13 protein-coding genes are annotated in these 13,741 nt (G+C 73.4%); 9 read left to right on the top strand and 4 right to left on the bottom strand.

Features of this window, described 5'->3' with window-relative positions:
- Window positions 1-14: 14 nt before the first annotated feature.
- The 4 genes from pstC (at window position 15) to FRAAL_RS28485 (ending at window position 3,832) form a co-directional block, all read left to right on the top strand.
- Window positions 15-1,058 carry a phosphate ABC transporter permease subunit PstC gene (pstC, locus tag FRAAL_RS28500; protein ID WP_011607574.1) on the top strand — a complete coding sequence of 348 codons (1,044 nt, stop codon included), beginning with the start codon at window positions 15-17 and terminating at the stop codon, window positions 1,056-1,058.
- Window positions 1,055-2,122, top strand: a complete 1,068-nt coding sequence (pstA, locus tag FRAAL_RS28495; RefSeq protein ID WP_041939915.1) for a phosphate ABC transporter permease PstA — start codon at window positions 1,055-1,057, stop codon at window positions 2,120-2,122. Before pstC ends, pstA begins: the two co-directional genes overlap by 4 nt.
- A gap of 76 nt (window positions 2,123-2,198) precedes the next feature.
- A complete protein-coding gene (pstB, locus tag FRAAL_RS28490; RefSeq protein ID WP_011607572.1) occupies window positions 2,199-2,975 on the top strand; it encodes a phosphate ABC transporter ATP-binding protein PstB in 777 nt (258 codons plus the stop codon).
- 32 nt (window positions 2,976-3,007) lie between these two features.
- Window positions 3,008-3,832, top strand: a complete 825-nt coding sequence (locus FRAAL_RS28485; protein ID WP_041939914.1) for a response regulator transcription factor — start codon at window positions 3,008-3,010, stop codon at window positions 3,830-3,832.
- Between the two features lie 94 nt (window positions 3,833-3,926).
- Here FRAAL_RS28485 and FRAAL_RS28480 read toward each other — a convergent pair whose 3' ends face one another.
- The 4 genes from FRAAL_RS28480 to FRAAL_RS28465 form a co-directional block, all read right to left on the bottom strand.
- Window positions 3,927-4,919, bottom strand: coding sequence for an HhH-GPD family protein (locus tag FRAAL_RS28480; protein ID WP_011607570.1), 993 nt, complete (start codon window positions 4,917-4,919; stop codon window positions 3,927-3,929).
- Window positions 4,920-4,986: 67 nt separating this feature from the next.
- The gene (gene disA, locus FRAAL_RS28475) at window positions 4,987-6,066 is read right to left on the bottom strand and encodes a DNA integrity scanning diadenylate cyclase DisA (protein WP_011607569.1); all 1,080 of its coding nucleotides are present in this window, start codon (window positions 6,064-6,066) and stop codon (window positions 4,987-4,989) included.
- Window positions 6,067-6,195: 129 nt separating this feature from the next.
- Entirely contained in the window at window positions 6,196-7,653 is a 1,458-nt protein-coding gene (radA, locus tag FRAAL_RS28470; RefSeq protein ID WP_011607568.1) for a DNA repair protein RadA, read from the bottom strand.
- Window positions 7,654-7,966: 313 nt separating this feature from the next.
- Entirely contained in the window at window positions 7,967-8,743 is a 777-nt protein-coding gene (locus FRAAL_RS28465) for a copper chaperone PCu(A)C domain-containing protein (protein WP_041939913.1), read from the bottom strand.
- Between the two features lie 761 nt (window positions 8,744-9,504).
- Between FRAAL_RS28465 and FRAAL_RS28455 the strand changes: the two genes are divergently transcribed.
- The 5 genes from FRAAL_RS28455 (at window position 9,505) to cysS (ending at window position 13,705) form a co-directional block, all read left to right on the top strand.
- Window positions 9,505-9,987, top strand: coding sequence for a CarD family transcriptional regulator (locus FRAAL_RS28455; protein ID WP_009741775.1), 483 nt, complete (start codon window positions 9,505-9,507; stop codon window positions 9,985-9,987).
- 274 nt (window positions 9,988-10,261) lie between these two features.
- Window positions 10,262-11,056 carry a 2-C-methyl-D-erythritol 4-phosphate cytidylyltransferase gene (gene ispD / locus FRAAL_RS28450; protein ID WP_050997289.1) on the top strand — a complete coding sequence of 265 codons (795 nt, stop codon included), beginning with the start codon at window positions 10,262-10,264 and terminating at the stop codon, window positions 11,054-11,056.
- A gap of 71 nt (window positions 11,057-11,127) precedes the next feature.
- The gene (gene ispF, locus FRAAL_RS28445) at window positions 11,128-11,610 is read left to right on the top strand and encodes a 2-C-methyl-D-erythritol 2,4-cyclodiphosphate synthase (protein WP_011607564.1); all 483 of its coding nucleotides are present in this window, start codon (window positions 11,128-11,130) and stop codon (window positions 11,608-11,610) included.
- A 113-nt stretch (window positions 11,611-11,723) separates the two neighbouring features.
- Window positions 11,724-12,116 carry a PPOX class F420-dependent oxidoreductase gene (locus FRAAL_RS28440; RefSeq protein WP_041939911.1) on the top strand — a complete coding sequence of 131 codons (393 nt, stop codon included), beginning with the start codon at window positions 11,724-11,726 and terminating at the stop codon, window positions 12,114-12,116.
- 47 nt (window positions 12,117-12,163) lie between these two features.
- Complete coding sequence (gene cysS / locus FRAAL_RS28435; protein ID WP_011607562.1) at window positions 12,164-13,705, top strand: cysteine--tRNA ligase; 1,542 nt, start codon at window positions 12,164-12,166, stop codon at window positions 13,703-13,705.
- The last annotated feature ends 36 nt before the right edge of the window (window positions 13,706-13,741 follow it).

Here is a 13,741-nt window from a genome sequence, read left to right as displayed (position 1 = left end):
CAAGGAGAGGACGCATGACGACGGAGCCGGACAGCTCGGCGGACGCCGCCGAGCCGCGGGGGGCCGCCACGGCGACGGTCCCGCCGGAGGACCCACCGCCGGCCGGCGGGCCCGCGGTCGTATCCGCGGACAAGCCCCGGGTCGGAACGGCCGACCTGATCTTCAAGAACCTCACCCGCACGGCCGGCCTCGGCCTGCTGGCGCTGATCGCCGTGATCGCCGTCTTCCTGGTGCTGCGGGCCACCCACGCTCTCAACGCCAACACCGGGAACTTCCTCACCACCGAGGAGTGGTTCCCCAACGCCACCCCACCGAAGTTCGGGGTGGCCGCGACCCTGTACGGCACGGTCGTCTCGGCGGCGGTCGCGATGATCATCGCAGTGCCGGTCGCGGTCGGGATCGCGCTGTTCATCACCGTGTACGCGCCCCGGCAGCTCTCGTCCGTCCTCGGCTACATCGTCGACCTGCTCGCCGCCGTGCCGAGCGTCGTCTACGGCCTGTGGGGCCTGATCGTCCTCGCGCCGCACATGAAGGGCATCCAGCTCTGGCTGAACGACTACTTCGGCTGGATTCCGATCTTCGATGCCGAGTCGGTGGGGCGTTCGCTCTTCGTGGCCTCGGTCGTCCTGGCGATCATGATCCTGCCGATCGTCGCGGCCCTGTCCCGTGAGGTCTTCCTCCAGGTGCCGATCGCGCACCGCGAGGCGGCCCTGGCCCTCGGCGCGACCCGATGGGAGATGATCAGGGTCGCGGTGCTGCCCTACGGCAAGCCCGGGGTGATCAGCGCCTCGATGCTCGGCCTCGGCCGGGCGATGGGCGAGACGATCGCGGTCGCGCTGGTCCTGCCCGCCTCGTTCAACATCTCCGCGCACCTGCTCTCGCCCGCCGGCAACACGATCGCCGCGAACGTGGCGAACGGCTGGGGCGAGGCCAACGACATCGGTCGCGGCGCGCTGATCGCCTCCGGCCTGGTGCTGTTCATCGTCACCATGATCGTGAACATCATCGCGCGGGCCATCGTCGCGCGCCGCCGCGAGTTCTCCGGGAGCGCCGCATGACCGCCGCGACCGTGTCCGGACCCGCCGTCGACGGCGGCGCGGACCACCTGGGCCTGCGCGGGCAGATCCTGCCGCGCTGGGTGCCACTCGCCGTCGCCGCCGGCGCAGTGGTCGTGTCCCTGCTGATCTACCTGCTCACGCCGGTCGACAGCGAGATCCAGATCGTGTTGATGTCCGCGCTGTTCTTCGTGATCGCGATGACCGCCGTCTCGACCGCCGTCGAGGGCGGGCGGCGGGCGCGGGACCGGTTCGCGACGACGCTCGTCTACGGTGCCTTCCTGCTCGCCGTGATTCCGCTGGTCGCCGTGCTGGCCAGCGTGATCAGCAAGGGGGCTGGCCGGCTCGACGGCGCCTTCTTCACCCACTCGATGAACGGCATCGGCGCCCGGGACGTGGGCGGCGGCATCTACCACGCCATCATCGGCACGGTGGAGCAGGTCCTGCTGGCCAGCGTGCTGGCGGTGCCGTTCGGCCTGCTGGTGGCGATCTACCTGGTGGAGTACGGCCGCGGTCGGGTCAGCCGGGTGATCAGCTTCTTCGTCGACGTGCTCACCGGCCTGCCGTCGATCATCGCGGGTCTGTTCATCCTGGCCTTCTGGGTGCTCGCCCTCGACCAGGGCTTCTCCGGGTTCGCGGGTGCGCTCGCGCTCGCCGTGCTGATGATCCCGACGGTCGTGCGCTCCGCCGAGGAGATGCTCAAGCTGGTTCCCAACGAGCTGCGCGAGGCCGGGTACGCGCTCGGCGTGCCCCAGTGGCGGACCATCCTGCGGGTGGTCGTGCCCACCGCGCTGCCCGGGATCGTGACCGGCGTCATGCTCGCGGTGGCGCGGGTGGCGGGCGAGACCGCCCCGGTGCTGCTTACCGTCTTCGGGACGAACCTCATCAACTCCAACCCGTTCTCGGGTGAGCAGTCGTCCCTGCCGCTGTACATCTACTCCCAGGCCGGTCAGCCGCAGCAGTTCGCGGTCGACCGGGCGTGGGCGGCCGCCCTGGTGCTGATCATCATCATCATGGTGCTGAACCTCATCGCCCGGCTGTTCGCCGGACGCAACCGGTTGAGATGACCGTTCCCGCACCACCCGCGTTCGTCCCCGTCCCAGCATCGAACAGCGTCCAGACAGATCGTGAGTCGAGGTTGCCATGGCCACCCGCATCGACGTAACCGGGCTGACGGCGTACTACGGCAAGTTCAAGGCCGTAGCCGACGTGAACCTGACCATCGAGCCTAAGAACGTCACCGCATTCATCGGGCCGTCCGGGTGCGGAAAGTCGACGGTGCTGCGCACCCTCAACCGGATGCACGAGGTGCTTCCCGGCGCTCGCGTCGAGGGCAAGGTGCTGCTCGACGGCGAGGACCTCTACGGGGCCGGCACGGACCCGGTGAACGTCCGCCGCACCGTGGGGATGGTCTTCCAGCGGCCGAACCCGTTCCCCACGATGTCCATCTACGAGAACGTGATCGCCGGGCTGAAGCTCAACGGCGTGCGCAAGAAGGCGCTGCTCGACGAGCGGGTCGAGGAGTCGCTGCGCGGGGCGAACCTGTGGGAGGAGGTCAAGGACCGGCTCGGCCGGCCCGGCGCCGGCCTGTCCGGCGGCCAGCAGCAGCGGCTGTGCATCGCGCGGGCGATCGCCGTCGAACCCCAGGTGCTGCTCATGGACGAGCCCTGCTCCGCGCTCGACCCGATCTCCACCCTGGCCATCGAGGACCTGATCACGAAGCTGAAGTCGAGCTTCACGATCGTCATCGTCACCCACAACATGCAGCAGGCGTCGCGGGTGAGTGACGCCACCGCGTTCTTCTCCCTGGAGAAGACCGGAGACCCCGGCCGCCTCGTCGAGTTCGACAAGACCTCGAAGATTTTCAGCAACCCGACGGAGAAGCGGACCGAGGACTACGTCTCCGGACGGTTCGGCTGACGCCGGCGGAGGCCAACGGACAGGACGCGCGGATGCTCCCGGTACGGCGTGGGTCCGCGGGGCCGGGGGGTGCGGACGGGGGCCCGGCGGTCGAACGGCACGGGGCGGCGGTGCAGGTCAGGTCGGCCGGCCGGCCCTCGCTGCTGATCGCGGACTCCGAGGTCGACGACGGCATGCTGGACGCCATCGTCGGCGGCGGGGTCGAGGTGAGCGTGGTGGCCGACGGCGCGCAGGCCCTACTGGAGATCGGCCTCCAGCAGCCCGCGGCCCTGCTCATCAGCGCCCGGCTGCCGGTCGTCGACGGGGTCACCGTCGTGCGGACGGTCCGCAGCGTGCCCGGGCACGACGACGTGCCGATCCTGCTCGCGGTCGGTCCCGACGACCGGCCGGCCGCGGCGGCCGGCCTGGACGCGGGCGCGAGCGCCTGCGTGGGCAAGCCGTACCGGGTGCCCGAGGTGCTGGCGATGGTCGGCGTGATCGGGACGGGGCGCCCCGGCCCGCAGCATCCCCGGTCGGCGGGGGACGACGTCCTGCGCGGCGGCCCGGTGCTGTTGGACCGGGCGGCCCACGAGGTCCGCCTCGACGGCGCGGTCGTGTCGGTCCCGCCCCGGGAGTTCCGGCTGCTCGCGCTGCTGCTGGAGCAGGCCGGCCGAGTCGTTCCGCGGGAGACCCTGCTGCGGGAGGTCTGGGGCTCGGCGCACACCGAGACCAACACCCTCGCCGTGCACGTGCGCCGGCTGCGCCGCCGCCTCGGCGAGGGGGCCGGCGAACCGACGATCATCGAAAGCATCCGGGGGGTCGGCTACCGGTTCCGCGCCGCGCCCGACCCCACCGCCGGACCAAAGCTCACCTTCTGACCGCGGCTCACCTTCTGACCGCGGCTCACCTTCTGACCGCGGCTCACCTTCTGGCCGCGGCTCACCTGGTCGGGTCGGCCTCGCGCCTGCCGGGTCAGCTCGGCAGGGCGTAGACGCCGGGGGCGACGCGGACGACCAGGCCGTCGTCGATCAGCCCGGCCAGCGCCCGGTCCCGCTGGACCGGGTCGTCCCAGACCTGGTCGAGGAGATCCTGGTCGACCGCCTGCTCGGCGTCGCGCAGGACGGCCAGCAGCCGCCCGCGGACCTGGCGGTCCGTGCCGGCGTAGCCCTGCGGCCGGCGGGCCGGACCGGTCGCGGCCGGGCTGCCCGCCTCCACCCAGGCGCAGCGATGCAGCAGCGGGCAGGCGGCGCAGCGGGGGGTGCGGGCCACGCAGACCAGTGCCCCGAGCTCCATCAGCGCGGCGCTGGTCATGGCCGCGGTCTCGGGCTCGGCCGGCAGCAGCTCGGCGACGGCGGCCAGGTCGCGGCGGCCGACGGTGGCCGGATGGTCCGCCCGGCCCTCCACGGCGCGGGCGAACAGACGGCGCACGTTCACGTCGACGACCGGGTGGCGCTGGCGGAAGGCGAACGCGGCGACCGCCCGGGCTGTGTAGGTCCCGATCCCGGGCAGGGCCAGCAGCGCGTCGAGGTCCGCCGGGATCTCGCCACCGTGCCGTTCGACGACGGCCGTCGCGGCCTGGTGCAGCCGCAACGCTCGGCGGGGGTAGCCCAGCCGGCCCCACGCCCGCACGGCCTCGCCGGCGGGCTGCGCGGCCAACGCGGCCGGGGTCGGCCACCGGTCCAGCCAGGCCTGCCAGACCGGCAGCACGCGGGTGACCGGGGTCTGCTGCAGCATGACCTCGCTGACCAGGACCGCCCACGGCGTCGTGCCGGGACGCCGCCAGGGCAGATCCCGGGCCGCCGCGGCGAACCAGTCGAGCACCAGCCCGGCGAGCGTCTCGGACTCGGCCGACGCCGTGGCCGGGATCGACGCCGTGGCCGGGATCGACGCCGTGGCCGGGATCGACGTTGCGGCCAGGGCTGGGAGGGCGGGCGCGGTCCGCGGTGCGCTGGTCATCCCCGCCATCGTGCCAGGCCGGCGGGTGGTGGCCGTGGGACGGGGGTCGGCGGCACGGGGCCTGCCGGGACGGAGGTCAGACGTAACGTTCCAGGATGCTCGACTCGGCCAGCCGCGACAGGCCCTCGCGCACGGCGCGAGCCCTGGTCTCGCCGACGCCGTCGACCGCCTGCAGGTCGTCGACTCCGGCTGCGAGCAGTTTCTGCAGCGTGCCGAAGTGGTCGACGAGCCGGTCGACCACCATCCGCGGCAGCCTGGGCACCTTCGCCAGCATGCGGTAGCCGCGCGGGCTGATCTGCCGATCCAGGATGTCCGCTCCGCCGGAGAAGCCGATCACCCGGGCGAGCACGGTGAGGTCGAGCAGGTCGGTCGGCGACATCGCGGACAGCTCGCTGAGGACCTGCGCGGCCGACCCGGCCTTCGAGCCGGCGGGCAGGTAGTCGCGCACGGTGAGTTCGCGCTCCGTCTCGACGCCGGCCATCAGCTCCTCGAGCTGCAGCGACAGCAGCCGCCCGTCGGTGCCGAGCTCGACGACATAGCCCTCGATCTCGTCGGCGATGCGGCGCACCATCTCCAGCCGCTGGCTCACCGAGATCGCGTCCCGGACCGTGACGAGATCCTCGATCTCCAGCGCGGACAGGGTGCCCGCGACCTCGTCGAGGCGGAGCTTGTAGCGCTCCAGGGTGGCCAGCGCCTGGTTCGCCCGGGACAGGATCGCGGCCGAGCCGTCGAGCACGTAGCGCCGCCCGGCGACGTAGAGCGCGATGATGTGCATCGACTGGCTGACCGAGATCACGGGGTACTCGGTCTGCTTGGCGACTCGCTCGGCGGTGCGGTGCCGGGTGCCGGACTCCTCGGTGGGCACGGTCGGGTCCGGCACGAGATGCACGGCGGCGCGCACGATCCGCTGCAGGTCCGAGGACAGCACGATCGCGCCGTCCATCTTGGCCAGCTCCCGCAGCCGGGTGGCCGAGAACTCGACGTCGAGCTCGAAGCCGCCGGTGCACAAACCCTCGACGACCTTGTCGTGGCCGAGCACAATCAGCGCCCCGGTATGCCCGCGAAGGATGCGTTCCAGGCCGTCGCGAAATGGAGTTCCAGGGGCGACCGCGGCCAGTGTCGCCCGGAAGATGTCGTCTCCGGGTGGTCCCGCCATCAGGCTCCCTCAGCTCCTCGGCTCCCCGCTGTCTGCCACCTCTGCCGCGATGCTATCGGGGCGACCGGAGTAGGTGCGGTCCAGCTCTTCATGGGGTAACGAAATTACTCAAATCAGACATATTTCTTGTTACGCTTCATGCATTCGGGTTATGGCCCCGATCAGATCCGGCACCTCGGTGACTTTCATGCCCTCGGGGCCGGGCCCGGCACCCGCGGGCACGAGCGCCCGGCGGAATCCCAGCCGGGCCGCCGCGGCCAGCCGCTGGCGGACCGCACCCACGGCCCGCACCTCCCCGGCCAACCCCACCTCCCCGACCGCGACGAGATCGGCCGGCAGCGGCCGGTCCCGCGCCGCGCTCACGACCGCGAGCGCCGTCGCCAGATCCGCCGCGGGTTCGGCGAGGCGCACCCCGCCGACGGTCGCGGCGTAGACGTCGGCCTTGCCGAACCGGACCTTCGCCCGGCGCTCGACCACGGCGAGGATCATCGCCACCCGGGCCGGGTCCAGCCCGGACACCGCCCGTCGTGGCACCTGGGCGGACGTCTCGGCGACGAGGGCCTGCACCTCCGCGACGAGCGGCCGGCGGCCCTCCACCGTCACGGTGACGCAGGTCCCCGGCACCGCCTCAAGACCGCCCGCCCCCGAACGGGACAGGAACAGCCCGCTGGGATCGGCGATCCCGTGGATGCCGGCATCGTCCATCTCGAAACAGCCAACCTCGTCGGCGGGTCCGTACCGGTTCTTGCCCGCCCGCACGAGGCGAAGCGCGGAGTGCCGCTCACCCTCGAAATGCAGAACCACGTCTACCAGATGTTCCAACAGGCGGGGCCCGGCCACCAGCCCGTCCTTTGTCACATGGCCGACAAGCACCGTCGCGAGGCCGAGTGCCTTCGCCGTGCGGATCAGCGCGGCGGTGACCTCGCGCACCTGGGTGACGCCGCCGGCCGCCCCCTCCACCCCGGCTGCGGAGATCGTCTGCACCGAGTCGACCACCAGCAGAGCCGGCGAGACCTCCTCGACATGGCGCAGCACCGCGCCGAGATCGGTCTCGGCGGCGATCCACAGATCCTCGTGGAGCGCGCCCGTCCGCCCCGCGCGCAGCCGCACCTGCGCGGCGGACTCCTCACCGGTGACGACGAGGGCCCGGGCCCCGCCGGCCGCGCTGCGGGCGGCCACCTCGAGCAGCAGGGTGGACTTGCCGACGCCCGGCTCGCCGGCGAGCAGGATCACCGCGCCGGGGACGAGACCGCCGCCGAGCACCCGGTCCAGCTCGTCGATGCCCGTGGGCCGGCGGCGGGCCGCCGTGACGTCGACGGACACCACGGGCTGCGCCGGCGCCGTGACCTCCGTGGCTGCGACCGCCCGCCCCGCACCGCCGAGCCCGGCGGCCCGCCGTGGCGCCGGCGCCTGGGCCTCGAGCGTCCCCCACTCCTGGCAGCGCGGGCAGCGCCCGGCCCAGCGGACGAACTCCGCCCCGCAGCCGCTGCACCGGAACCCGCCCGACGCCGTTCGACCGGACGCGCGACCGCCGGCCGCCGGCCGAGTGGATGTCATGGGCGCCACGTTAACCGGCCGGTCCGACATGTCGGAGCCAGCCGCGCGTGGGGGCGCCCACAGGTGTCGTGTGACCAGGACCGGAGCCGACGACGCCGTACCAGCCGCAGTCGGCGCCCACAGCCCCTGCCGGGCCGGCGCCGTCGATGCCCCGGGCCGATACCCCGGGCCCTGGGATCGCCGGTCGGGGTCCGGGGGCGATGCGGTTCCGCGGAACCTTGGGATCGCCGCTGGGGGACCAGGGCGACACGGCTACGCGCTCGCCGCGCTGTTGCCCGACCGCCGGCTGCCACGAGTCGCTCCTCGCGGCGCCGCGGCCGGGCCGGGCCGGGCCTCGGCGGCCTCAGCCCGCGGTCGCGGTGGCCGTCGGGGTGGCTGTGCCGGCGGAGGGGGTGGCGCTGCGGGCGGCCGGAGTGGCGGCGGCGGAGGGAGAGGCGCCGGTGGAGGGAGAGGCGCCGGTGGAGGGAGAGGCGCCGGCGCTCGGCGAGGCCGAGCCGGCGGCGGGCGTCTGCGTGCTCGTGGTGGCCTCCGCCGGGGCGCCGGAGGCGCCGGGAGCGGCCGGCTCCACCGGCACGTCCAGGGTCACGCTGCCGGCCTTCGCGAAGGTGAAGGTGATCGGGAGCTGGGAGCCGATCAGCAGGTTGTGCTGCACGCCCCGCAGGGTGGGCGCGTCGGCGTCAGCGATGAAGATCTGGCCGCCGCCGGGGGGGAGCTGCGCCGACTTCGGCGGCTGGCCGCCGCCGGCCTCCGGCGAGGACACCGAGACGAGGGTGTCCGGTTCGCTGCCGCCGTTGAAGAACGCCGACACGATCGGCGCGGAACCGCCCTGGGACACGGGCCCGGCGACGTAGACGTTGCGCAGGGTGATGGAACCGACGGACCCCGCGACACTGTTGGTCGTGGTCCGCGCGAGGTTCGTCAGCGCGTCGTTGCCGGAGGCGCAGCTCGCCAGGCCGGCCGAACCGATCACCGAGGCCAGCAGGGCGACGCCCACCCGGCGGGAGGTCATCCGCCGCCGGAACGCGGAGCGCGCAGAGGCGTCGTCGCGGGCCGCGGCGGCGGGCGTCGCCTCGGCGACGGCGGTGACTGACGGGAAACGGGCACCCGGACGGCGGCTCACAGCTCGGTGGCTCCTCCTGCACAAGACCGGCGCGTTGGGCGGCGCCGGTGCTGGTCGACGGCCGTCGCCTGGACGGCCACCCGGCGGCGCGCCCCGGCGCCGGTAGTCGGACCCGGCGTGCAGGGGTCACCCCCGGTGCCCGGAGGACCCGCCGCCGCCGGCCCGGTGTCGAGGGCCGTCCGCGGAGGTCTCCGTGCGGGGCTAACACTAGCCACCCGGCGGCGCCACGTGCCCAGGCCGCCGGGCCCGGCCAGCCCGCGTGGGCCGGTGGGCGGCGCGTGCCGGGCCGGTGCCCGGGCGCCGGCAGCCGGGCTGACCGGCCCGACAGGCCACGAAGGGCCGGTCGGAGACGTGGGCAGTGTCACGCCCCGCACCCGGCCGATCCGCGGGTGAACCACGCCGCGGCGCGTGCCGGGGCCGGGCCGGCGGGTCGCGCCGCCACCCCGCAGGGCGCCGCCGTGTCGGCGCGCGGGAGAGGTCCGTCCGCGCTACGTTCGCCTCGCGGTTGACGCTTGGGCGCGCAGCCGACACCCCTCGACCTGTCGCCTGTTTTACCTGGTAGGGCTGTTCGGTGTCGGTGTGCGGCGAGGTGGGACGGGTGCGTGGATCCGGGTCGGGCGGTGTCGCCGTCGCGAACGGTGGCCGGAAGGCTCCGCCGGGCCCCTCGGCTTGGCGTTGCGGCCCTTGCGCTTGCAGCGCGCGTCTGACCTGCGGCGATGCGTGCGTGTTACGCTGGTAGAGGCGGAAGGGGCACGTGACACATGGCGTTCCAAGTCGGCGAGACCGTTGTTTACCCGCATCATGGTGCTGCTCTGATTGACGCGATAGAAACCCGCGTCATCAAGGGCGAGGAAAGACTCTATCTCGTGCTGAAGGTCGCTCAGGGCGACCTGACTGTCCGGGTGCCGGCCGACAACGTCGGCATGGTCGGGGTGCGCGACGTCGTCGGGCAGGATGGGCTGGAACGGGTGTTCGAGGTGCTCCGGGCACCCCACACCGAGGAGCCCACGAACTGGTCCCGGCGTTACAAGGCGAATCTCGAAAAGCTCGCTTCCGGTGACGTGAACAAGGTTGCCGAGGTCGTCCGCGATCTGTGGCGCCGTGATCGCGAGCGCGGTCTTTCCGCGGGTGAGAAGCGGATGTTGAGCAAGGCGCGTCAAATCCTCGTCAGCGAGCTCGCGCTCGCGGAGGGCACCAACGAGGACAAGGCCGAGGCGATGCTCGACGAAGTTCTCGCCGGCTGATCCAGGCCTTGTCGGCCCGGTCGTGACAGATCGGGTGTCGACCGGTTTCTTCGGTCGGCGTGAAAGTACCGGAATATGATTTCCGGCCGGGAGGTCGGCCCCTCCGGACGCCCTGTCGTCCGGTGGGCCGGGTTCGCCGGCCGGCGCGGTCCGATGGCGGCGCACGCACCCATCCGGCTGCGCACGCCCGATCGGCGTACCGGTCGGCCGGCTCGCGTCCGGTCGGCCGGATAGGCCATGCTCTCGTGGTGGATGGCACACGGGAGGTCTGGTGATGGGCGAAGGTCTCCAGTCGCGGGCGACCGGCCCGCGGGTCGCGGCGATCGTGCCGGCTGCCGGCCGCGGTGAGCGGCTGGGCGGGGGCACCCCGAAGGCGCTGCGAGCCCTGGGCGGTAAGCCCATGCTGGTGCGCTCGATCGAAGCGCTGCGGCGTTCCGAGTCGGTGACGCAGATCGTCGTGGCGGCACCGCCGACTCTGGTCGAGGTCGTGGCGCAACTGCTCGGGCGGGACGTGCGCGTGATCGCCGGCGGCGCGGAGCGGGTGGACTCGGTCCGCCGGGCCCTGCGCGCGATCGACGACGACATCTCCGTCGTCCTCGTCCATGACGCGGCCAGGCCGCTGACGCCGCCCTCGCTCGTCGACGCGGTCGCCGCGGCGGTGCTGGCCGGTCATCCGGCGGTGATTCCCGTGCTCGGCCTGACGGACACCGTCAAGGAGGTCGGCCCGGACGGCAGGGTGATCCGTACCCCGCCCCGCGACCGGCTGCGGGCGGTGCAGACCCCGCAGGGATTCCGGCGTGACGTGCTCGCCGCCGCGTATGCCCTGCAGGACATTCCGGCGACGGACGACGCCGGTCTGGTGGAGGCTCTCGGGGTGCCGGTGACGACCATCCCCGGCGCTCAGGAGGCGTTCAAGGTGACCCAACCGCCCGATCTCGTACTCGCCGAGGCGCTGCTGGCCCGCTGCGCCCCGGGCGACGCCCGCGCGGCCGGTGACCCCCGTGCGGGGACCGACCCGCGCGGGGGCGCGGACGTGCGTGCCGGCTCGGATGCCCGGAGCCTCGGGTGAGCCCGGACACGCCCCAGCCGGCGGACGGCGGCGTGGCGCCCACCGATCGCCCGGCGCCGGCCTCTAGCGCGGTGACGACCGCGGTGCTGCCGCGCGTGGGCATCGGCGTCGACGTGCACCCGTTCGCGGCCGGTCGGCCCTGCTGGGTCGCCTGCCTGGAGTGGCCGGGGGAGACGGGCCTCGCCGGCCACTCCGACGGGGACGTCGCCGCGCACGCGACCTGTGACGCATTGCTCACTGCATCGTGTCTCGGTGATCTGGGCAAGGTGTTCGGCACCGACCGGCCCGAGTACGCGGGGGCGTCCGGCGCGGTCCTGCTGGCCGAGACGGCCCGGTTGCTCGCCGTCGGCGGCTGGGTGATCGGGAACGTGTCGGTGCAGGTCATCGGCAACCGCCCGCGGATGGCTGCGCGCCGCGAGCAGGCCCAGGCGGCGATGTCCGCGGCCCTGGGCGCCTCGGTGAGCCTGTCGGCGACGACCACCGACGGGCTCGGCCTGACCGGGCGGGGCGAGGGACTCGCGGCGATCGCCACGGCCCTGGTCGTGCGCGCCTGAGCTCAGCCGGGCCCGGGAGGGTATGCCGATCCGTCATCGCTCGGTAGTGTTCCGGTGGTGGGTGAAAGGCTGGGCCGTCGTTGGCCGCTCCCCGAGGAGCCCCGAGGAGTCTGATGGCTGGTCGCCTTCCCGAGCCGGTGCGGGCCCTCGCGGACGCGCGGACCTACGTCGTCCTGGCCACCGTCCAGGCCGACGGCTCGCCGCGGATGACCGTGCTCTGGGTGGATCGCGACGAGGACGAGCTGCTGCTGTCCACGGCGCGCGGACGCGCGAAGGAACGGGACATCGCGCGTGATCCGCGGGTCGGGCTGATGTTCCTCGATCAGGACGACCCCTACTCGTACGTCGAGGTGCGCGGCACCGCCACGCTCACGGAGCAGGGCGGCCGGGAGCTGATCGACCGGCTGTCGCTGAAGTACACCGGCGACATCTACCGCTGGGACGATCCGGGCGAGGTTCGGCTCGTCATCCGAGTCGTGGCCGACCGGGTGCTGACGGTCGGCTGACACGGGCTGCATACCCGCCGCCGGGGCTGGAGCCGTACCCTTGACAGATGGGTCTCCACCTCTACGACACGCGCAGGCGGCGCGTGCGGCCATTTGAGCCGCTGCGCCCCGGTCACGTGGGCGTCTACGTGTGTGGACCCACCGTGCAGTCGCCGCCGCACGTGGGCCACCTCCGCACGGCCCTCCCGTTCGACCTCCTGCGCCGGTGGCTGGTGCAGTCCGAGCACGAGGTGACGCTCGTCCAGAACGTGACCGACATCGACGACAAGATCATCGTCAACGCGGACCGGGACGGCACCTCGGTCTGGGAGCTCGCCACCCGCCAGACCCGGGCGTTCGACGACGCCTACCGCACGATCGGCATCCTGCCGCCGACGATCCAGCCGCGCGCGACGGGCCACATCCCGGAGATGATCGCGCTGATCTCCGCGCTGATCGCCGGCGGCCACGCCTACGCCGGCGCGGGCTCGGTCTGGTTTCGGGTCGGTTCCTTCCCCGGGTACGGGGCCCTGTCGCACCAGCGGCCGGACTCCATGCTGCCCTCGGCGGAGTCGGAGCCCGGCAAGGCCGATCCGCGGGACTTCGCGCTGTGGAAGGCCGCCCGGCCCGGCGAGCCGTTCTGGTCCTCGCCCTGGGGCGACGGTCGTCCCGGCTGGCACCTGGAGTGCTCGGCGATGGCCGGCAAGTACCTCGGCCCGGTCTTCGACATCCACGGTGGCGGTCTCGACCTGGTCTTCCCGCACCACGAGAACGAGCGGGCGCAGACGGTCTGCGCGGCGGGCGGCGCCGCCGGTGCCGGCGCCGAGGAGATGGCCCGGTACTGGATGCATGTCGGGCTGCTGACCACCGGCGGCACGAAGATGTCGAAGTCGCTCGGGAACTCGGTGCTCGTCGCGGACGCCCTCGAGGCCGTCCGCCCGCAGGTGTTGCGCTATCACCTGCTCTCGGCGCACTACCGCTCGACGCTGGAGTACACCCCGGAGGCGTTGGGCGAGTCGGCCGCCGCGCACGATCGGGTGGAGACGTTCGTCCGCAACGCACTGGACATCCTCGGCGGCCCGGGTGAGGCGGCGGCCCTGGCGGCCGACGACGGCCCGTCCGCGGTGTCGGATGGGCGGCGACGGACCGCCCGTGGCGGGGCCGCCAGCGACGCCGTGGGCGCCGCGGCGGGGGGCTTCGGGGCGGGGGGTCCCGAGGCGGGGCTCACCCCGCAGCGGGCGTGGGCGGACTTCGCGGCGGCCATGGACGACGATCTCGCGGTCGGTCGTGCGCTGGCGGCCATCTTCGGCGCGGTCGGTCAGGGCAATCAGGTGCTGTCGAAGGCGCACAGCCGCAAGCTGGCGGGCTGGGTCGACGTCACCCGCCGGATGCTCGGCGTCCTCGGGCTCGACCCGCACGAGCAGTGGCCCTCCGCCGGTGCCGAGCTTCGGCCCGCGCTCGACGGGGTCGTGCAGATCGCGCTGGATCTGCGCTCGGCGGCGCGGGCGCGGCGGGACTTCGCGGAGGCCGACTCGATCCGCTCGCGGCTCGCGGCGGCCGGCCTCATCGTCGAGGACACCCCCGAGGGGCAGCGCTGGCACCTGGCCTGAGTTCGACCGGTGGTGGCTGCGCAGGCGCGGGGCCAC

The organism is Frankia alni ACN14a, from assembly GCF_000058485.1.
GTDB classification, from domain to species: Bacteria; Actinomycetota; Actinomycetes; order Frankiales; family Frankiaceae; genus Frankia; species Frankia alni.
Note: the sequence above shows the minus strand (reverse complement) of the source record. Positions and strands in the feature narration are given on the sequence as shown.

Bases quoted from the DNA above. Each gene is read 5' to 3' on its own strand.
- pstC (WP_011607574.1), top strand. From the start codon at position 15: ATGACGACGGAGCCGGACAGCTCGGCGGACGCCGCCGAGCCGCGGGGG.
- pstA (WP_041939915.1), top strand. From the start codon at position 1,055: ATGACCGCCGCGACCGTGTCCGGACCCGCCGTCGACGGCGGCGCGGAC.
- pstB (WP_011607572.1), top strand. From the start codon at position 2,199: ATGGCCACCCGCATCGACGTAACCGGGCTGACGGCGTACTACGGCAAG.
- FRAAL_RS28485 (WP_041939914.1), top strand. From the start codon at position 3,008: ATGCTCCCGGTACGGCGTGGGTCCGCGGGGCCGGGGGGTGCGGACGGG.
- FRAAL_RS28480 (WP_011607570.1), bottom strand. From the start codon at position 4,919: ATGGCGGGGATGACCAGCGCACCGCGGACCGCGCCCGCCCTCCCAGCC.
- disA (WP_011607569.1), bottom strand. From the start codon at position 6,066: ATGGCGGGACCACCCGGAGACGACATCTTCCGGGCGACACTGGCCGCG.
- radA (WP_011607568.1), bottom strand. From the start codon at position 7,653: ATGTCGGACCGGCCGGTTAACGTGGCGCCCATGACATCCACTCGGCCG.
- FRAAL_RS28455 (WP_009741775.1), top strand. From the start codon at position 9,505: ATGGCGTTCCAAGTCGGCGAGACCGTTGTTTACCCGCATCATGGTGCT.
- ispD (WP_050997289.1), top strand. From the start codon at position 10,262: ATGGGCGAAGGTCTCCAGTCGCGGGCGACCGGCCCGCGGGTCGCGGCG.
- FRAAL_RS28440 (WP_041939911.1), top strand. From the start codon at position 11,724: ATGGCTGGTCGCCTTCCCGAGCCGGTGCGGGCCCTCGCGGACGCGCGG.
- cysS (WP_011607562.1), top strand. From the start codon at position 12,164: ATGGGTCTCCACCTCTACGACACGCGCAGGCGGCGCGTGCGGCCATTT.